At 62.6% G+C, this 17,839-nt stretch carries 19 protein-coding genes, 1 tRNA gene and 1 pseudogene; 12 read left to right on the top strand and 9 right to left on the bottom strand.

Annotated elements, in window-relative coordinates:
* Window positions 1–17: 17 nt before the first annotated feature.
* The 7 genes from cofH to AAC645_RS17845 all read left to right on the top strand — a co-directional run bounded on the left by cofH (window position 18) and on the right by AAC645_RS17845 (window position 6,488).
* Window positions 18–2,333 carry a 5-amino-6-(D-ribitylamino)uracil--L-tyrosine 4-hydroxyphenyl transferase CofH gene (cofH, locus tag AAC645_RS17875; protein ID WP_340317939.1) on the top strand — a complete coding sequence of 772 codons (2,316 nt, stop codon included), beginning with the start codon at window positions 18–20 and terminating at the stop codon, window positions 2,331–2,333.
* Between the two features lie 155 nt (window positions 2,334–2,488).
* Window positions 2,489–2,959 carry a nuclear transport factor 2 family protein gene (locus AAC645_RS17870; protein ID WP_340317938.1) on the top strand — a complete coding sequence of 157 codons (471 nt, stop codon included), beginning with the start codon at window positions 2,489–2,491 and terminating at the stop codon, window positions 2,957–2,959.
* 119 nt (window positions 2,960–3,078) lie between these two features.
* Entirely contained in the window at window positions 3,079–3,474 is a 396-nt protein-coding gene (locus AAC645_RS17865) for a putative quinol monooxygenase (protein WP_340317937.1), read from the top strand.
* Between the two features lie 125 nt (window positions 3,475–3,599).
* Window positions 3,600–4,082 carry an SRPBCC family protein gene (locus AAC645_RS17860; RefSeq protein ID WP_340317936.1) on the top strand — a complete coding sequence of 161 codons (483 nt, stop codon included), beginning with the start codon at window positions 3,600–3,602 and terminating at the stop codon, window positions 4,080–4,082.
* 53 nt (window positions 4,083–4,135) lie between these two features.
* Window positions 4,136–5,047 (top strand): LLM class flavin-dependent oxidoreductase, encoded by a 912-nt coding sequence (locus AAC645_RS17855; protein ID WP_340317935.1) that lies wholly within the window; start codon window positions 4,136–4,138, stop codon window positions 5,045–5,047.
* 25 nt (window positions 5,048–5,072) lie between these two features.
* Window positions 5,073–5,585, top strand: a complete 513-nt coding sequence (locus AAC645_RS17850) for an SRPBCC family protein (RefSeq protein WP_340317934.1) — start codon at window positions 5,073–5,075, stop codon at window positions 5,583–5,585.
* 159 nt (window positions 5,586–5,744) lie between these two features.
* Complete coding sequence (locus AAC645_RS17845) at window positions 5,745–6,488, top strand: glucose 1-dehydrogenase (RefSeq protein ID WP_340317933.1); 744 nt, start codon at window positions 5,745–5,747, stop codon at window positions 6,486–6,488.
* 146 nt (window positions 6,489–6,634) lie between these two features.
* On the opposite strand, the gene AAC645_RS17840 is transcribed toward AAC645_RS17845, so the two are convergent.
* Window positions 6,635–7,792 carry an AraC family transcriptional regulator gene (locus AAC645_RS17840; protein ID WP_340317932.1) on the bottom strand — a complete coding sequence of 386 codons (1,158 nt, stop codon included), beginning with the start codon at window positions 7,790–7,792 and terminating at the stop codon, window positions 6,635–6,637.
* 30 nt (window positions 7,793–7,822) lie between these two features.
* Here AAC645_RS17840 and AAC645_RS17835 point away from each other — a divergent pair, with 30 nt between their 5' ends.
* Both AAC645_RS17835 and AAC645_RS17830 read left to right on the top strand, forming a co-directional pair.
* On the top strand, window positions 7,823–10,045 hold the full coding sequence (locus tag AAC645_RS17835) for a TonB-dependent receptor (protein WP_340317931.1): 2,223 nt from the start codon (window positions 7,823–7,825) through the stop codon (window positions 10,043–10,045).
* Window positions 10,046–10,058: 13 nt separating this feature from the next.
* Window positions 10,059–10,550, top strand: a complete 492-nt coding sequence (locus tag AAC645_RS17830; protein WP_340317930.1) for a cupin domain-containing protein — start codon at window positions 10,059–10,061, stop codon at window positions 10,548–10,550.
* A gap of 44 nt (window positions 10,551–10,594) precedes the next feature.
* Here the strand turns inward: AAC645_RS17830 and AAC645_RS17825 are convergent.
* Together AAC645_RS17825 and dapE are read right to left on the bottom strand one after the other, a co-directional pair.
* A tRNA-Leu gene (locus AAC645_RS17825) sits at window positions 10,595–10,679 on the bottom strand.
* A 42-nt stretch (window positions 10,680–10,721) separates the two neighbouring features.
* Window positions 10,722–11,855, bottom strand: a complete 1,134-nt coding sequence (gene dapE / locus AAC645_RS17820) for a succinyl-diaminopimelate desuccinylase (RefSeq protein WP_340317929.1) — start codon at window positions 11,853–11,855, stop codon at window positions 10,722–10,724.
* 51 nt (window positions 11,856–11,906) lie between these two features.
* Between dapE and AAC645_RS17815 the strand changes: the two genes are divergently transcribed.
* Window positions 11,907–12,356, top strand: coding sequence for a cupin domain-containing protein (locus AAC645_RS17815; protein WP_340317928.1), 450 nt, complete (start codon window positions 11,907–11,909; stop codon window positions 12,354–12,356).
* 7 nt (window positions 12,357–12,363) lie between these two features.
* On the opposite strand, the gene AAC645_RS17810 is transcribed toward AAC645_RS17815, so the two are convergent.
* From AAC645_RS17810 to rpmH, 6 genes are all read right to left on the bottom strand, one after another.
* Complete coding sequence (locus AAC645_RS17810) at window positions 12,364–13,038, bottom strand: glutathione S-transferase family protein (protein ID WP_340317927.1); 675 nt, start codon at window positions 13,036–13,038, stop codon at window positions 12,364–12,366.
* A gap of 67 nt (window positions 13,039–13,105) precedes the next feature.
* The gene (yihA, locus tag AAC645_RS17805) at window positions 13,106–13,780 is read right to left on the bottom strand and encodes a ribosome biogenesis GTP-binding protein YihA/YsxC (RefSeq protein ID WP_340317926.1); all 675 of its coding nucleotides are present in this window, start codon (window positions 13,778–13,780) and stop codon (window positions 13,106–13,108) included.
* Entirely contained in the window at window positions 13,777–15,507 is a 1,731-nt protein-coding gene (gene yidC, locus AAC645_RS17800) for a membrane protein insertase YidC (RefSeq protein WP_340317925.1), read from the bottom strand. The genes yihA and yidC overlap by 4 nt, the downstream gene beginning before the upstream one ends.
* A gap of 27 nt (window positions 15,508–15,534) precedes the next feature.
* Window positions 15,535–15,747 (bottom strand): membrane protein insertion efficiency factor YidD, encoded by a 213-nt coding sequence (gene yidD / locus AAC645_RS17795; RefSeq protein ID WP_340317924.1) that lies wholly within the window; start codon window positions 15,745–15,747, stop codon window positions 15,535–15,537.
* Entirely contained in the window at window positions 15,744–16,076 is a 333-nt protein-coding gene (gene rnpA, locus AAC645_RS17790; RefSeq protein ID WP_340317923.1) for a ribonuclease P protein component, read from the bottom strand. The genes yidD and rnpA overlap by 4 nt, the downstream gene beginning before the upstream one ends.
* A 17-nt stretch (window positions 16,077–16,093) precedes the next feature.
* Complete coding sequence (rpmH, locus tag AAC645_RS17785) at window positions 16,094–16,228, bottom strand: 50S ribosomal protein L34 (protein WP_127744382.1); 135 nt, start codon at window positions 16,226–16,228, stop codon at window positions 16,094–16,096.
* A gap of 370 nt (window positions 16,229–16,598) precedes the next feature.
* Between rpmH and AAC645_RS17780 the strand changes: the two genes are divergently transcribed.
* Together AAC645_RS17780 and AAC645_RS17775 are read left to right on the top strand one after the other, a co-directional pair.
* On the top strand, window positions 16,599–17,099 hold the full coding sequence (locus AAC645_RS17780; RefSeq protein ID WP_340317922.1) for a DUF3251 domain-containing protein: 501 nt from the start codon (window positions 16,599–16,601) through the stop codon (window positions 17,097–17,099).
* Between the two features lie 66 nt (window positions 17,100–17,165).
* Window positions 17,166–17,810: pseudogene (locus AAC645_RS17775) on the top strand (magnesium chelatase domain-containing protein); the annotation flags it as partial.
* Window positions 17,811–17,839: the final 29 nt, after the last annotated feature.

Genomic DNA, 17,839 nt, shown 5'->3' with positions numbered 1-17,839 from the left:
TCATCAAGAGGGATCGGATGAACCCAGCTGCCTTGATCGCCGAACTGCTGGCCCTGCCGCAGGCGACGCTGCTTGCCGAGGCCGGCGCGCTGCGCGACCAGGCGGCTGTTCCGTTCCTGACCTATTCGCGGAAGGTTTTCATTCCGCTGACGCAACTATGCCGCGATGTGTGCCATTATTGCACCTTCGCCACCGCACCACGTCATCTGTCCGCCGCTTATTTGTCAGGCGAACAGGTCATGGCGATAGCCAGGGCGGGGGCCGCGGCGGGTTGCAAGGAAGCGTTGTTCACCACGGGCGACAAGCCGGAGTTGCGCTATGCCGCAGCGCGGGCCGCACTGCAGGCGCTTGGCCATGAGACGACCATTGATTATGTCGTGGAAAGCGCGGCGCAGGTGGTCGCGGAAACCGGGCTGCTCCCGCATATCAATGCGGGCGTGCTGAGCCGCGCGGACTATGAAAAACTGCGTCCCGTGTCCGCCTCGATGGGCATGATGCTGGAAAGCACTGCGCGGCGGCTGTGCGAAAAGGGCGGGCCGCATCATGGATCGCCCGACAAGGACCCGGCGGTGCGGCTGGCCTCGATCGCGGAAGCTGGCCGGCAGTCGATACCGTTCACGACGGGCATATTGATCGGCATCGGCGAAACGCGAGCCGAACGATTGGAAGCATTGGTCGCCATTGCGGATCTGCACCGCCAGCATGGCCATATCCAGGAAGTGATCGTCCAGAATTTCCGCGCCAAGGCGGGCACCAAGATGGAGAATGCGGCCGAACCCGACGAGGCGGATCTGTTGTGGACGATCGCCGCGGCACGCATCATTCTGGGGGCATCGGTCGCGGTGCAGTCGCCGCCGAACCTCAACCCGGGCCGCACGGTAGCGATGGTGCAGGCTGGATTGTCCGACTTTGGCGGTATTTCTCCGATAACGATCGACCATGTGAACCCCGAAGCGCCGTGGCCCGAGATCGAGGCGCTCGAGCGCGAATGTGCGGCGGCGGGGCGGCCATTGATCGAGCGGCTAACCATCTATCCGGCCTTCGCAGGGCAGCCCGATCGTTGGCTGGACCCGGTGATGAGGAAGGCCGTCGTGCGTCTGTCGGAAGCCGACGGTTTGGCGCGGGCGCAGGACTGGAGCCCGGGGCTGGATGTGCCGGCCCCCGGGACGGCGCTGCACCCGCTCGGCACAGGCGCCTCCGGGGGATTTGTTCGTCGTGACGTCGATCTCGCGCTCGCGGGTGCGGTGCGTGGCGACAGCCTCAGTCCCGGAGCGATCGCCACGATGTTGACCGCGCGGGGCGCGGAGGCGGCAGAAATCGTCGCCGCAGCCGATCAACTGCGGCGTGATACCTGCGGCGACAGCGTAACCTATGTCGTTAACCGCAACATCAATTACACCAACATCTGCACGTTCAGCTGCACCTTCTGTGCATTCTCCAAAACCTCGGCCAAGGGCGGCTTTCGCGACAAGCCCTATAATTTGTCGATGGCGGAAATCGGCGAACGAGCGAGCGAGGCATGGGCGCGAGGCGCGACCGAGATCTGCCTGCAGGGTGGTATACACCCGTCCTATACCGGAGAAACCTATCGGGACGTCGTGCGCGCGGTGAAGCAGGCGCAGCCTGCTATGCATGTCCATGCCTTTTCCCCGCTGGAAATTTCCCAGGGCGCATCCACGCTCGGAATGGCGGTCGCCGACTATCTCCTGATGCTCAAGGACGAGGGACTGGGATCACTGCCGGGGACGGCTGCGGAAATCCTGGACGACGAAGTGCGCGCGAAGATCTGCCCCGATAAGCTGTCGCGGGCTGAGTGGCTGGGCATCATCCGAACGGCGCACCAGGTTGGCCTCAAAACCACCGCCACGATGATGTTCGGCCATCTGGAGGCGCCGATCCACCAGGCGCGCCATCTTGCCGATATCCGGGCGCTTCAGCTCGAGACGGGGGGGATTACCGAATTCGTGCCTCTGCCGTTCGTTCACATGCAATCGCCGGTTTACATGCGCGGGCACGCTCGCAAGGGGCCAACCTGGCGCGAGACGGTGCTGCTCCATGCCGTGGCACGGATTGCGTTGCATCGCGCAATCGATTCGATCCAGGTTTCCTGGGTGAAGATGGGTCACGCCGGTGCGGCGGCTTGCCTTGGTGCGGGATGCAATGATCTGGGCGGCATCCTTATGAATGAGTCGATCAGCCGGGCTGCGGGAGCGGCGCACGGACAGGAAATGTCGATAGATACGCTCAACGAAATCGCCGCATTGGCCGGACGGGATCTCGTTCGCAGAACGACATTATATCAGCCCGTTGGCGCCAACGTCTCACCCTCCTGAGGTTCGCATAGGAATCCAGTCCGAGGTTAGCCAGTTCGCAGGCGGAGTCGAGTCAAGAGCGCCGCCCCATTTGACCGTTCGCGCCGGCCTGCAGGTAAATGCTAATGTGAGTTCGATGCGTTCGGCAGATCGGAGTTTGCCGACCGCGCCGCTTCATGCGGCCCATCGGGATGGAGGTAAATGCCGGTATGACAAAGCAATTCGGACGCATCGAAGATCGATTGGCCATTCATGATCTTATCTATCGATATGCAATGCACATCGATGAGCGCGAAGTCGATCAGTGGTCCGATCTGTTCGCTGCGGATGGAGTTCTGGATGAGACGGCGTTCGGCAGCGGGCGGCACGTCGGCACCGGCCAAATTCGTGATTACGGCCGGAGCCTGGTCGCCACCGTCGTACAGGCCGTTCACCATATGACGAATATCATTCTGCACGACGTGTCAGACCGCACGGCCAGCGGTATGGTGTTCGGGTTGGTCGAAGCCAGGATGAACAATGGCGAACATGGACGATATCACGTCATCTATGAGGATCATTACGCCAAATCGGGCGATAACTGGGTCTTTACGGCCAGGGTTCTGCGCCCGGCCCTCGCCACGGAAATCGTCACGTCGGCCGCCTAATCCTGTTGGACATACAACTTGACAATCAGGGGGTGTGTCGGCAATTTAGACCTGTTATCCTAGGTGGATTAGTCTTAAGGGCGGGTACGCCAAGTCCCCAGAATAAGGAGAGTGAACGCATGGGCACGTGGGAACGCGACGCTAATTGTTTCGTATCGCGCTTCAAGGTCGATCCCGCGAAGCGGGCCGAATTTCTTGAGGCGCTCGATGAACTGGCCCGGAACGCTGTGCCCTGGTATGAGGAGGGATGCAATTTCGCCTTCCATGGGTGGGGTCGGGATCCTAACGAATGGGTGGCCATTGCGTCCTGGAAGTCGGAAGAGTTCGTGAACAGGATGCGCCAGACCGATTGGTACAAGGATACGCAGCAACGGATGTTGGAATGCAGTACCGGCTCCATGATCATGGAGCAGTTCAGCGGGATGAACGTGGACCGTTCGGTGTTCGATGAATATCCAGCGGGTAGTTCGCAGGTTCACATGAAGACGCATACGCTGGACGTGGTGTTTCTCTAAATCTTTCGAGCATCGGGCGTGCCGGTACGGCCGCCTGATGCTATCGACTCAACCGCAGGGCATCCGGGACTAAAACGTCGGTAGGAAAATAGTTGATGGGGAAATATCAGAGGGGACATGCTGAAGTGCGCGGCATCGTCGACGCCTCGGTCGAGGAGGTGTGGGAGTTGCTCACCGATTGGGGCACCTTCGAGCGCTGGTGGATCAAGCCCTCGGAAGGTGGCCGACCCGGTCCCGAGATAGCCACCATTGAGCTGATCGGCGCCCCTGATGCGGTGCCGCGGACCCGGGTGATACATCACGTCACCGGCTCCGCCGTCGATGAAACGCTGCTGCTGCAGGATGATGAGACGCATCGCATCTATTATAACATGATCTTTCGCCCCAATCCCGGCGGCGCGGTATTGCGAAGTGAGTTCCGGAATTATCTGGCGACGACCCTGGTCGACCCCTTGCCGACTGGCGAGACGTTAATGACGTTCAAGTCGGAATTCGATCTCGTCGAAGGTGCGGACATGGATTTGATGCGCTCGATCATCGAGCGAACCTACACCGACGCCGTTCTGAAGGGATTCCGTCGGTATTTCGCTAACAAGAAGGCGGCGTGACCTCAGTCATGCGGCACAGAAAGCCAACTTCAATCCCCAACTGAGAGAGCGCCATGATCGATATTGGTCTTACCCTTGACCGCACCACCAATTTCCTGCCTGCCAATGAACTGGCCAAGCTGGTGACCGATATCGAACGCTTCGGCTTCGAAAGCGTATGGCTGCTCGATGCCTTTGGCCGCGACCCGTTCCTCGCGACCGCCTTCATTCTAGCCAATACAAAGACTCTGAAGGTCGCGACCGGCGTGGCGACGGTATATGGACGTGATCCTTTTGGGGCAGTCCAGACGCTTCAGACCCTGTCGGAATTCTATCCGGGCCGCTTTATCATGGGGCTTGGCGCGTCCAACCCGATCGTAATCGGCAAGCGAGGGGGCGAATGGGTTCAGCCTTTGCCCAAGATGACCTCCTATCTGGAAGGCATGGCCCAGACCAAGCTGGGTATGGTGAGCCCCGCGGAAACGGCGCCTGTCTATATCGCGGCCCATGCGCCGGGTTTGCAGAAGCTGGCGATGAAGCAGGCCCAAGGAATCGTGACCTGGATGATGCCGTCCCCCATCATCGCCGACGCTCGCGAGCGCGTCGGCCCGGATCTCAACATCACCTCCGAGATAACGTGCGTGTTGAGCACCGACGCCGAAGAGGCCCGCCGGGTCGCTCGTAGCTATCTCGCCATGTATCTCGCCTTGCCTTATTATCAGACGGCGTTCGTGAAGGCAGGCTTTGATGTGGAAGAATGCACGGCAGGCGGCGGCAGCGACCGATTGATCGATTCCGTGCTCGCCTGGGGTTCGCCCGCCGACATATTGAAGCGGGTGAGCGAGTTCGAGCGTGCCGGCGCGAGCCGTCTGGTGCTGAACGTCCTGCGGGCGGCGCCGCAGAAGGCTGCTGGCGATCCGATCGTCGCAACCGGCGACTGGCAGGGCCTGGAAGGCCTGGGCGCGAGCATTTTCCCCGCCAACTGAGGGCGAGTTCGACGAGGAGCCGAAGATGGCCAAGATTGAGCGAATTTTTGCCCGTAGCGAGGGCATCGTTGAAGCCGAAACCGGAGCCCTGTGGGATGTGCTGACCGACTGGGGCAGCATGGAGTGGTGGGGTAACGAGCTCGAACGCGACGGGATGGAGGTGGGAAAATTCTACCTCGAGGGCGAAAAGGGCACCCTGCCGCGCACCAAGGTGCTCGAGCGCAGCAATGCGGAAGGCGCCGGCCTGCCGTTGGTCAATCGAGAGACCCTGTTCCTTGAGGACCCCGTCGCTCACAGGCTTTATTATACTGCCACCGATGGATTCATAGCAGGGGTCCGCAATTATATCGCGACATGGGCGCTGGATGAACTGCCCGGCGGGCGCACCCGCATGCTTCTTTCCTCGACTTTCGATGTCGTCGAACCCGCCGACGCCGCGATGATCAAGGACACCGTCGAATCGGTGTACGACCTCATCGTCAAAGGCCTCAACGGATATTTCGCTAAAGGCCTACACTTGGCGCCGGCGCACGGCTGAGCCTCGGCGGAGAAATGCCGACGAGAGTCGGCACAGTCGGTCATGGCGTAGAATGATCAAGACCGGTTTGCGGCAGGCCGTCCGGGTGTGGACCGGAGCAGGGGCCATACCGGCTTATCGTTATTCTGTTCCACTACTTCATGAGCACGAGGGCAAGCAATGGCGCGCGTTGAAGGAAAGATAGCCATCGTCACCGGCGGCGCTCGCGGCATGGGAGCCAGTTTCGCACGCGCGCTGGTTCGGGAAGGCGCAAAGGTCTTTCTGACGGACGTCCTTGAAGAAGAGGGGCAGGCAGTCGCGCGGGATTGCGGCCCCAATGCCCGCTTCGCACGCCATGACGTGACCAAGGAAGGCGAGTGGAAGGATGTCGTGCGGCAGGCTGAAGATGCGTTCGGCCCGGTTTCCGTTCTGGTGAACAATGCAGGCATCGTCGCCTATGGCGCGATCGAGACGATGGAAGAAAAGGACTATCGGCGCGTCATCGATGTCAATCAGGTCGGCACCTATCTGGGCATGAAGTCGGTGATCCCTTCGATGAAGCGCGCTGGCGGAGGAGCGATCATCAATATGTCGTCGGTCGCCGGGCTGATGGGCGCGGCCCATGTTCTCCCCTATACGGCTTCCAAATTCGCGGTGCGCGGCATGACCAAGGCGGCCGCCATCGAACTTGCGCCCGACGGCATCAGGGTCAATTCCGTACACCCGGGAATGATTCGTACTCCGATGGCGATCCCCACGGAGGAGTCGGCTTCGATCATCGACGATTTTATCGCGGCAACGCCGGCGCAACGCTGGGGTGAATGTGATGAAATAGCCGCGGTTATCGTGATGCTGGCCAGCGACGAAGTCCGTTTTGCCACGGGAGCGGAATTCGTGATCGATGGCGGGATAAGTTGCCAGTAAAATGATATCCTGATCGCCAGGCTTCACATCGCCGCGAAGTGGTGGGTCTGGGCGCGGTCGCCGCTATCATGCCGCTGTTTTTCGCAATCGGTAAAAACCCCCGATTCGAAAAGCCACGCCGCGAAGGCCTTCGCGGCTTTTCCGGTTCAAGCTTGCGTTTCGAGCCAGCCGTTGGGGTGATTACCCGTCCATCGTTTAAAAGCGCGATAATAGCTGGCTACGTTCTGGTAGTTGAGTTCATGCGCGATGACCTTTGCCGCGAAACCCTGTCGAATCATATCCTTGGCGCGGTCGTGTCGATATTGTTCGATCAGTGCGTGAAAGCTCGTGTCTTCGGCAGCGAGGCTGCGCTGCATGCTTCGGACGCTTACGCCGAGCGCCCGCGCCACTGTTTCCGCATTCGTGGTCTGCTCCATGCGGATGACATCATGGACCCGCCGGCCGAAAGGCTCGGCCATATGCAGACGCGACAGGCTTTCGCGACAGAAGGCGTCGCACACCGCGCGTGCTTCGGCATCCGCGGCGGGCATCGGCCACAAGAGATCCGCAAGCGCCCCGGATACATAAGCGTGGGACTTCTCGAACAAGATGCGCTGCGCATCGATCTCCCGATATGCCGACTCGTCGTGACGTCGCGCAAATGGAAAGCCGATCTCGCGAAGTTGAAGCCGGTACCCGGTCATATTGAAAATCGATCGGGCGAAGCCCGCGAGCGTTGATTCTATGCACAAGGCATAAGCACGATCCGATAGCGGGTAGCGGCTATGGAACGTCAGGGTCCACCCGCTGCGGCCGGTCCGTAAGAAGCTGCCCAGCGGATAGCCGATGATGATCGAATAGCGCGTCCATTCTTCGAGCAACTCGCCGATCGTGTCGCACTGGCTGAGCCGATAGCCTAGCAATCCCAGATCATGCAGACGGACCGACAGGCCCGCAGTGATGCCAAAACCGACGGGGGCGACGTCAGCCAGACGATCGAGCAGTTCAGCGATGAGCGCGATCGGGAGCGGCTTTTGTGCAAGTATATCCTCGAAGGAAACCCCACTGCCGCATAATACTGCCTCTGGATCGATGCCCAATCCTTGTAGGCAGATCAGGTCGCCACGCAGCTTTGCAGGCTTCTCCAGCAATGAACGGTCGACAGCGGAAGCGCCATCACAGTATTCGTCCCGGTGCCGTCGTCCATTGTGATCTTTCTGGCGTGAAATGCGATGGACTGCCGTTTGCTCGGATCCAAGACCTTCCTCTAAGTGGTGTTCGCCCGGCGAAGACCGTAAATCAGGGAGGATGGCATGCGTCGTCATAAAGTTGTGCGTTATCTTACGGCGTCATTTTTGACAACGGTTGGCCTCGTCGCCTTCGGGACGGGAGCCGCGGCACAAACCGCTGCGGAAGCGGGCTCCGCGACAGCCGCGAACGCCGTTTCCCTGCCGGGCGAGGACTACATCGTCGTAACTGCAAGCAAGATCGGCGAACGGCTCGATCGCGCGCCAGTCGCCGCGGTAACGCTGGGCGGCGGCGAGCTCGCGAGGCTCAATGTACAAAGTGTGCGCGACGCGCAGGTGCGCCTGCCTTCGATCGTCTACAACGACAGCGGCGGCTCCGCGCAGGTCTATATCCGCGGGATCGGCACCAACTCCGCTTACGCCGGTCTTGAATCCAGCATCGGAACCTATCAGGACGGTGTCTATCTCCAGCGCCAGGTCGGCGCATCGGTCGACATCGTCGATCTGCAGTCGATCGAAGTGCTCAATGGTCCGCAAGGCTCGCTCTACGGCCGGAACGCGACGGGCGGCGTCATCCTGCTGACCACCAACGATCCTGTCGATGCCCTCCACGGCAACGTGCGGGCGACGATCGGCAATTACGGTCGGCTCGAGGGAGAGGGGATGCTCAACCTGCCTCTCACCGACGACCTGGCGTTCCGCGTCGCGGGGAAATACAGCCATCTCGGCGGCTATATCCGCAATATCGCGACTGGCGACCGGTTGGGGGGCCATGACAGCGGAACGGTGCGCGGGAAGCTGCGCTATGCGCCGGGCTCGGGGCTCACCGTGGTCGCAAGCGTCGAATATCATCGCGAACAGAGCGACCCGATCGCCCGTCGTCTCCTGACGGGAGCGCCATTATGCACGGCGTGCGCAGTGTTCGGCGTAACCCCCAGCCCGGCCGGAGAATTCTATCAGGTTTCGCAGAACAGGACACGCGACACTAGCATCCGATACCTCGCCGGAACACTCAACATCGCTTACGAAACCGACGATTTCAACCTCGTCAGCGTGACCGGCATCCGCGACTTTCATTATAAGATCTTCGTGGATCAGGATTTTTCTTCGGGCGATCTGTTCAATTCCCGTGCGGAGGAGTTCGGCACCACCTTTACCCAGGACGCCTATGTCCGCACAAAGCTGGGCGGCGCATTCAACTTTCTGTTCGGCGTCAGCGGCGAAGTGGACAAGGACACACTGTTCGTGCAGCTGATGGGCGCTGCATTCGGGCCGCTGGCTGGCGCCCAGAACGATGCCAAGGTCAAATTGCGGTCGTTTTCACCTTACGGCGAGGCCTATCTCCAATTGCCTTCCGATTTCAAACTCACGGTCGGCGGGCGCTATAATATCGATACCAAGAAGCTGCGCGCGACCAGCGATGCCAAGGCAGTCGCGGCCCTGGGCGCCACGCCAGCCTTCGGGGAGAGCGTGACCTTCCGTGATTTCACCCCCCGCGTCGTCCTGTCGCACGAGACGAGGCTCTCGACCGCGTATCTCAGCTACAGCAAGGGTGCGAAGAGCGGTGGCTATAATACCCCAGCCTTCGCTCCGCTCGTCCCATTGCGGCCGGAAAAACTGACCAGCTACGAGGCTGGACTGAAGGCGCACTCAGCCGACAATGGCATCAGCATCGCTGTCGCGGGCTTCTATTACGACTATAAGGATATCCAGGTCAGCTTCGTCGATGCCTCCACCGGCTCGGTGCGCGCGGAAAATGCCGCGAAGGCGCGGATCTATGGCATGGAAATGAGTGGCGTTCTGCGGCCGATTGCGGGTCTCACCCTCAGCGCCGGCGGGCTGCTCGAACATGCTAAGTTCAAGGATTATCGCCGGGCCGCGATCTTCTGCCCCGCCGCCTTTGCTTCGCCAGGCTATCCGGGATGCCCGGCTCCCAGCGGCGGTCCGGGGCTTGTCAGCGGTGTTGCCGATCTCAGCGGGACCACGCTGCCGCGTGCGCCGGACCTGTCCTATTCGCTGTCGGCCGACTATGCCTTTCCACTGGGTGAAGGCTGGCGCGGCACAATCAGTGCAGCCGATCGCTACACTGCGCGTTATGACTTCCTGCCGGGCGGCGGCGGGCCGCTGGGTCTGAGCCGACAGCCGGCGGTTCATCTCATCACGGCCAGCCTTACGCTGAGTCAGGAACCGGAAGGCTTCGAGGTCAAGATTTTCGCCACCAACATAGCCAACCAGAAATATTATCTGGATTTCCCCACCTCGGCCTTTGGCGTGTCCGGTTCGGTTGGGGCGCCGCGCAGCTATGGCCTGTCCGTCGGCTATTCATTCTAAGGAGGAAAGAACCATGACCTCGATCGAAGCGAACCCTGCCCGAAGCGACGAGGATCGAGTGCAGCGTATAGCCTCCGAGGAGGTGCCATGGCTCCCCTATGCCATCACGCCGGGCACGTTCTGGCGCGTGCTGCACGTCGACGAGGCCACCAACACAGTCGTCCTCAACTATCGCATGCCGCCGTGGACGACGACTCCCGTCCACGGCCATCACTGCACGGCGACCGCCTATACGCAGGAGGGCGAGTGGTTTTACGATGACCTTTGTTTTCGCAAGGGGGATATCGCGTTCGAAACGACTGTCGAGGTGCACCAGCCGATCACGAAGGAGCAGGGGGCCACATTGTTGACCACGCTGATCGGTGGCGTCGGCAATGATCGCCTGCTTGAAAATCATGCCGAAGATGGAAGCAAGACCTTGCTGAGAACGCGGCTTTTCAAAGCCTGTGAGCGGATAACGCTCGAGGATTATGAAAAGATCGACCTTCTGTCGCTGCTGGACTGATACCGGTCAGGCTGCGTCCCAGAACGCACATTGCTCTATAGTGGTGGTGCGGGCGGTCGGAATCGAACCGACACCTCCGAAGAGACCGGATTTTGAGTCCGGCGCGTCTACCAGTTTCACCACGCCCGCACGGCGCTGAGCTATAGCGCGTCGTTCGGCGCGTGCAACCGCTCAGCGCGTCAGGGCCGAGCCAATGATCGCTTCGTAGATGTCGGCCAGCGCGTGGAGATCGGCGATGGCCACCGCCTCGTCCAGCTTGTGCATCGTCGCATTGCACAGGCCGAACTCGACCACCGGGCAGAGCCGCGACAGGAAGCGCGCATCGGAGGTGCCGCCCGTGGTCGACAGCTCCGGGGTAAGCCCGGTCGCCTCGACGATGGCGTTCGAGATCAGGGTCGAGAATTCGCCGGGTGGGGTGATGAAGCTCTCGCCGGAGATCACCGCGCTGATTGTCGCGGCGGGGGCGTGCGCCGCAACGGTCGAGCGCACCAGCTCGACCAGCGCCGCGCCCTTATGTTCATCGTTGAAGCGGATGTTGATGCGCGCCTTCGCGACCGCCGGGATCACATTGGTGGCGCCGTTGCCGACATCGACTGTGGTGATCTCGAGATTGGACGGCTGGAACCAGGCGTTGCCATCATCGAGGTGCAGGCCGGCCAGCGCATCGAGCGCCTTCACCAACGCCGGGATCGGATTGTCGGCGAGGTGCGGATAGGCGACATGGCCCTGCGCGCCGCCATTCTCGATCCAGATATTGACCGATCCGCGCCGGCCGATCTTGATCATGTCGCCTAGCCGGTGCGTCGAGGTCGGCTCTCCGACAAGGCAGAGGTCGGGACGGATGCCGCGTGCGTTCATCCAGTCGATCAGCGCCACGGTGCCGTGCGTCGCCGGGCCCTCCTCGTCGCCGGTGATGATCAGGCTGAGCGTGCCCGGCTGATCGACGAGACGCGCCGCGGCGGCGATGAAGGCCCCGATCGCCCCCTTCATATCGACCGCGCCGCGTCCGTAGAGGAGATCACCGCGGATTTCCGGCACGAAGGGATCGCCGTGCCAGCCCTCGCCCGGCGGCACGACATCGCTATGCCCCGCAAAGGCTAAGTGCGGCGCACCCTGCCCGCGGGTGGCGAACAGGTTCTCGATCGGGCCGTCGGGTGCCTCGCCCGCCGTGAAACGATGAACGGTGAAGCCGATCGCCTCCAATGCCTCGGCGATCACCGCCATCGCACCGGCGTCAGCCGGGGTGATGCTGGGACAGGCGATCAGGCGCTCGGTCAGCGCGACAGGGTCGATTGCGTTCACCATGTCGTCCGCCTAGCCTCACGCGTCCGTTATGCAAAGAGCCGTGAAGCCCCGATGCCGAAGATCGATATCGACGCGATCCCCCAGACCAACGCCACCGGCTACCCCTCGATCTACGCCGGCGTGGTTCAGAACCGCTGGTATCGCCGCCTTGCCCCCGTGGCGGGGCTGAGCGATTTCGGCGTCAGCCACGTTACGCTAAAGCCGGGTGCGTGGTCGGGCCAGCGCCATTGGCACGAGGGGGAGGACGAGTTCGTCGTGTTGCTGGCCGGCCAGGCGGTTCTGATCGATGACAGGGGCCGAACGCCGATCGGCCCGGGCGATTGCATTGCCTATCCCAAGGGGGACGCCAACGGCCATCACCTGATCAACGAGAGCGACGCGGATTGTGTGTTCATCGCAATCGGCCGCCCCTCAGCGACCGACTGCCATTATCCCGATATCGACATGCATCTCGACGCCACCAAGGGCCGCCAAGTGCGCAAAGACGGCTCGGAGTTTTGATGCCACCTTACGCCTTCTCCGCCGCCCGCTCGAACTTGTCGATCACCCAATGCTCTCCCGCAGCGCCTTGGCTCCACTCCACCATGAACGGATGCTCCCAGACCGCCGCGCAATAGTCCGACGCTAGCGCTGGTAGGGGGATAGAATAGGTGCGGAAGCGGGTGACGACGGGCGCGAACATGATGTCGACCGCGCCGAACGCGCCGAACAGATAGTCGCCGCCCTGCCCGAACTGCTCCCGCGCCTGATCCCAGAGCGAGGTGATGCGCTGCACATCCGCCGCGACCTCAGGGGTCATCGGGTCGGGCGGATAGACATGGCGCATGTTCATCGTGTGCTGCGAGCGAAGCGCGGTGTAGCCGGCATGCATTTCCGACGCCATCGAGCGAGCGAGCGCGCGGGCCTTGTCGGCAGCGGGCCAGAAGCGATCACGACCGACCTTGTCGGCGAGATAATCGATGATCGCGAGGCTTTCCCAGACGGCGGCGTCGCCGTCCCACAGCACCGGAACCTTGCCATTCGAGGCGGTGAGCTCGGGCGCTTGCCGGCGCATCTCCCAGTCGCCGTCATAGAGCGGCACGACCTCTTCCTCGAACGGCAGCCCTGACTGTTTCACGGCCAGCCAGCCGCGCAGCGACCAGCTCGAATAGACCTTGTTGCCGATGTACAGCTTGAGCGTCATCGCGCGCCTCCCGGTTGGATCGAGTGGCGTTTAACGCAGGAGCGGCGATTTTCCCAGCCTCTCCCGATCAGGAAGAGATCGCTTCCAATATCGCAGCCCTGAGCTCGGCGATTCCGAAATCCTTCTCGCTCGACGTCACCAGCAGGCGCGGATGGGCGGCGACATGCTTGCGGGCCTCGGCCTCGGTCGCCGCAGTCACCGCCGCGAGTTCGCTCGCCTTGATCTTGTCGGCCTTGGTGAGCACGACATGGTAGGTGACCGCCGCCTTGTCCAGCATCGTCATCACCTCGCGGTCGACATCCTTGATGCCGTGGCGGCTGTCGATCAGCACCAGCGCGCGCTTCAGCACGACCCGGCCGCGGAGATAGTCGTTCACCAGGAAGCGCCACTTGCGGACCATGTCCTTGGGCGCCTTGGCAAAGCCATAGCCGGGCATGTCCACCAGCCGCATCACCGGCACCGCGCCTTCCTCGGATGCGCCGACGTCGAAGAAATTGAGCTCCTGCGTCCGGCCCGGCGTGTTGGAGGTGCGCGCGAGGCTGTTGCGGTTGGTCAGGCGGTTGAGCAGCGACGACTTGCCGACGTTCGAGCGTCCGGCAAAGGCGACCTCGGGGGCGTCCGCATCTGGCAGAAACTTCAGATCGGGCGCCGATTTCAGGAAGGTGACCGGCCCCGCGAACAGCTTGCGCGCGGGCTCGATCAGGTCCTCCGCCGGATCGGCTGGCGGTTGACCATCGCTCATTTCTTCTTCGCCGAAGCGATGGCTGGGACCGGCTGTTTCATCACCGGGTGCTTGCTGTAGAGCCACGTCTGCTGGGCGATCGTCAGGAAGTTCGAGGTGATCCAGTAGACCAGCAGCCCAGCCGCAAACGGCGCCATGACGAACATCATGATCCACGGCATCAGCGACATCACCTGCTGCTGCGCGGCTTCCATCGGCTGCGGGTTGAGCCGGAACTGCAGCCACATCGAAATGCCGAGCAGCAGCGCCAGCACGCCGATGCCCAGGAAGGCCGGTGGGGTGAAGTCGAGCAGGCCGAACAGGTTCAGGATGTGTAGGGGATCGGGCGCGGACAGATCGCGGATCCACAGGATGAACGGCTGGTGGCGCATCTCGATCGTCACCATCAGCACCTTGTAGAGCGCGTAGAATACCGGGATCTGCACCAGGATCGGCAGGCAGCCCGCGAGCGGGTTGACCTTCTCCTCCTGGTAGAGCTTCAGCATCTCCTGCTGGAGGCGCGGCTTGTCGTCCTTGTAGCGTTCCTGCAGCTCCTTCATCTTCGGCTGCACGCGGCGCATGCCGGCCATCGAGCGGAACTGCTTCTGCGCGATCGGGAACATCAGCCCGCGCACCAGGAAGGTCAGGATGATGATCGCCACGCCGAAGTTGCCCACCAGCTTGAAGACCTGGTCGAGCACCCAGAAGATCGGCTTCTCGATCACCCGGAACCAGCCCCAGTCGATCGCGCGGCCGAACTGCTCGATGCCCAGCGTCGCTTCGTAGTTGTCGAGTAGCTTCACTTCCTTGGCGCCGGCGAAGAAATGCTGGCTGACAGAGGCCGCCTTGCCGGGCGCGATGACGACCGGGCGCCCGGTCAGGACCGCCTGATAGACATGCGGGGACGGCGATAGGAAACCAGCTTCCACCGGCGAACGCTGGTCGGGCACCATCGCCGTCAGCCAATATTTGTCGCTGAAGCCGAGCCACCCGCCGGTGCTGGTGAAGCGTGACCCGGCGGTTCCTGCCGTATCGAGGTCCTGCGCCTTCACGAAGTCCACCGCGCGATCGTTAGCCTTCGAGATCGCACCGACGCGATTGGTCCAGCTCCACGGATCGCGCGAGATTCCTTCTCGGGACACCAGCCCATAAGGGCGGGCGGCGACAGCGCTGGCGCCGCTGTTGATCAGCCTTTGCGTGACGGTGAACATGTAATTCGCATCGACCGCGAACACTGTCTCGAAGCGCTGGCCCCGGCTGTTCGTCCAACTCAGCGTTACGGGGGTCGCGGGCGTGAGCTTCTGGCCGGCGGCGGTCCATAGGGTGTTCGGCCCGGGCGCGTCGACTCCGTCACCGGTCCAGCCGAAGCCGGCATAATAGGAGCCCGGCGTGCCGTTGGGCGACAGCAGCCGGATCGGCGGTGCATTCTTCGCCACCGTCTCGCGGTAGGCCTTGAGCACCAGATCATCGATCCGGGCGCCCTTGAGGTTGATCGAGCCGGCAATCTTCGGGGTATCGATCGCAACACGCGGGGTTTCGCGCAGCACGACCGCGCGCGCTCGAATCGCGCCCGCCGTTTCGACGACGGGACCGGCGCCGGGCTGGGGCAGCACCTGCTCCTTGCCGCCTTCGATCTTGGTGACCGGGGGCTTGGCTACCGGGAAATACCGGTCGCTGAGCGCGGTCCATCCGAACAGGACGATCGCCGACAGGACGATCGCGAGGATCATGTTGCGCTGGTTATCCACCAAAAACTCCCGGAAAACTGTCGATGGTCAGGGCACCGGATCATAGCCGGAGCCACCCCAAGGGTGGCATCGGCAGATCCGGCGGAGCCCGAGCCATCCGCCTTTGAGCGCGCCATAGCGCGAGACGGCCTCGATCGTATAGGCCGAACAGCTCGGCACGTAGCGACAGGTCGGCGGCAGGATCAGCGATGGGCCCTTCTGCCAGGCTTTCGCCAGCAGGATGATCACCCGTCCGATCACGCCGGCGCCCTCGGAGAAATCTTCCCCAACGCTTTCAGAAGCTGCGCACGCAGATCGGCGAAATCATTATCGAGACCGCCGGAGCGGCCGATCAGGACATGATCGGCACCGGCAATGCCGGCCATCGGCAGCAGCTCGCGGGCAAGCGCGCGGAAGCGCCGCTTGATGCGGTTGCGGACGACCGCATTGCCGATCTTCTTGGTCACGGTGATGCCCAGGCGCATGACGGGATCGTCATCGCCACGCGGCCTTACCAGCAGCACGAAGCCGGGCATTGGCGCCCGTCGGCCGCCATTCGCCGCCAAAAAATCCGCGCGGCGCCGAAGCACCGCGTACGGAGTCGCGTTCAGGCGGACAGCTTGTTGCGGCCGCGCGCACGGCGAGCGGCCAGCACCTTGCGGCCACCGGGGGTGGCGCTGCGCGAACGGAAACCGTGGCGCCGCTTGCGGACCAGGTTGCTCGGCTGGAAAGTGCGCTTCATCGTATCTCGCCTCAAATTCAAAACAAAAGGGCCGCCGAACATGTGGCAGCCGCTAACGGGAGCGCGCTTAGGCAAAAGGCGGGACCGAGTCAATCAATCTGCGCGGCGCACGACAATCGGGTGAAGTCCCCCCTTCGTCATCCCGATGAAAATCGGGACCCATAAACACTGAGTGGGAGGTAAGAATGCCGACCTATCAGCGCATAGCTTCTTCGGCGCGGGTCTGGGTCCCGATGTCCATCGGGATGACGAGTTGAATGCGCATATCGAGCGCACGTCCGCACCGCTCTGCCAATTTCGTTCCGGCGGATGGCTCTTTTTCGTTTCGCATGCGTTCGGAGCGGCGACATGTTTTTGCCTGGAGACTCCGATGCGTCGTTCCGCCATCTGCCTGTTCATGCTGCTGCCAGCGCTCAGCGCCTGCAATTCGAAGGCCGACGACCGGCTGAAGGCGATAGAGGATCGCCTCGCCAAGGTCGAACAATCGATCGGCGATCACCAGGCGATCACCCTCAAACCCGGCCAGACCGGCTATGGCCTGCTCGCCACCGATTTCGGCCGGGTGGCGGTGGCGCTTGCCGATGTCCAGCCCTATGCTGGCGGCTCGCGGATCGTGCTCGATTTCGGCAATCCGACGGCGGCACGGCTCAGCGGCATGAAGGCGAAGGTCGAGTGGGGCTCGAGCGACGCCAAGGGCTCGCCGATGTCGCCCAGCACGGTGCAGTCGCTGAACTTCGTCGCCCCGGAGCCGCTGCCGGCCGGCAGCTGGCATCAGTATAGCGTCGATCTGCCGGGCGTCGCGCCGACCACGCTGGGCTGGGTCAGGCTATCCGCCTTCGATAGCGGCCAGGTCGACCTGCTCAGCCAATAACGGAAAAACCTCGACAATCCTTCACCGCCGCCCATAGAACAGCCCGGGAACATCGGGGGCGGGTCTATGGTAGCGCACGTGGCGACGGTCGCATTTCTGGGGCTGGAGGCCCGCGCCGTCGAAGTGCAGGTGCAGGTCGCGCCCGGAATGCCGGCGTTCGTCGTGGTGGGGCTGCCGGACAAGGCGGTCGCCGAGAGCCGCGAGCGGGTACGGGCGGCGCTGTCCGCCATCGGCCTCGCGCTGCCGCCCAAGCGGATCACGGTGAACCTGTCACCCGCCGATCTGCCCAAGGAGGGCGCGCATTACGATTTGCCCATTGCGCTGGGGCTGCTCGGCGCGATGGGCGTGATCGATGCCGAGACGCTGGCTTCCTACGTCGTCGTCGGCGAACTCGGGTTGGATGGCCGCGTCGCTCCTGCGCCGGGCGTGCTGCTCGCCGCCCTTCATGCGTCGGAACGCGATCTGGGGCTGGTTTGCCCCTCTGCACAGGGATCCGAAGCCGCCTGGGCTGGCTCGATCGAAGTGGTGGCCGCGCCCGATCTGCTCGCGTTGATCGGCCACTTCAAGGGCGGCGCGCCGCTCGTGCCGCCGCAACCGGGGACTGCCGACGCGCCCGTCATCCTCGCCGACCTCAAGCAGGTGAAGGGCCAGGAAACCGCCAAGCGCGCGCTGGAGATCGCTGCGGCCGGCGGCCATAACCTGCTCCTGTTGTATAGTATTGCATAGCCCGCTAGAATTGG

This window comes from Rhizorhabdus argentea, assembly GCF_037861105.1.
Taxonomy (GTDB): Bacteria; Pseudomonadota; Alphaproteobacteria; order Sphingomonadales; family Sphingomonadaceae; genus Rhizorhabdus; species Rhizorhabdus argentea.
Note: the sequence above shows the minus strand (reverse complement) of the source record. Positions and strands in the feature narration are given on the sequence as shown.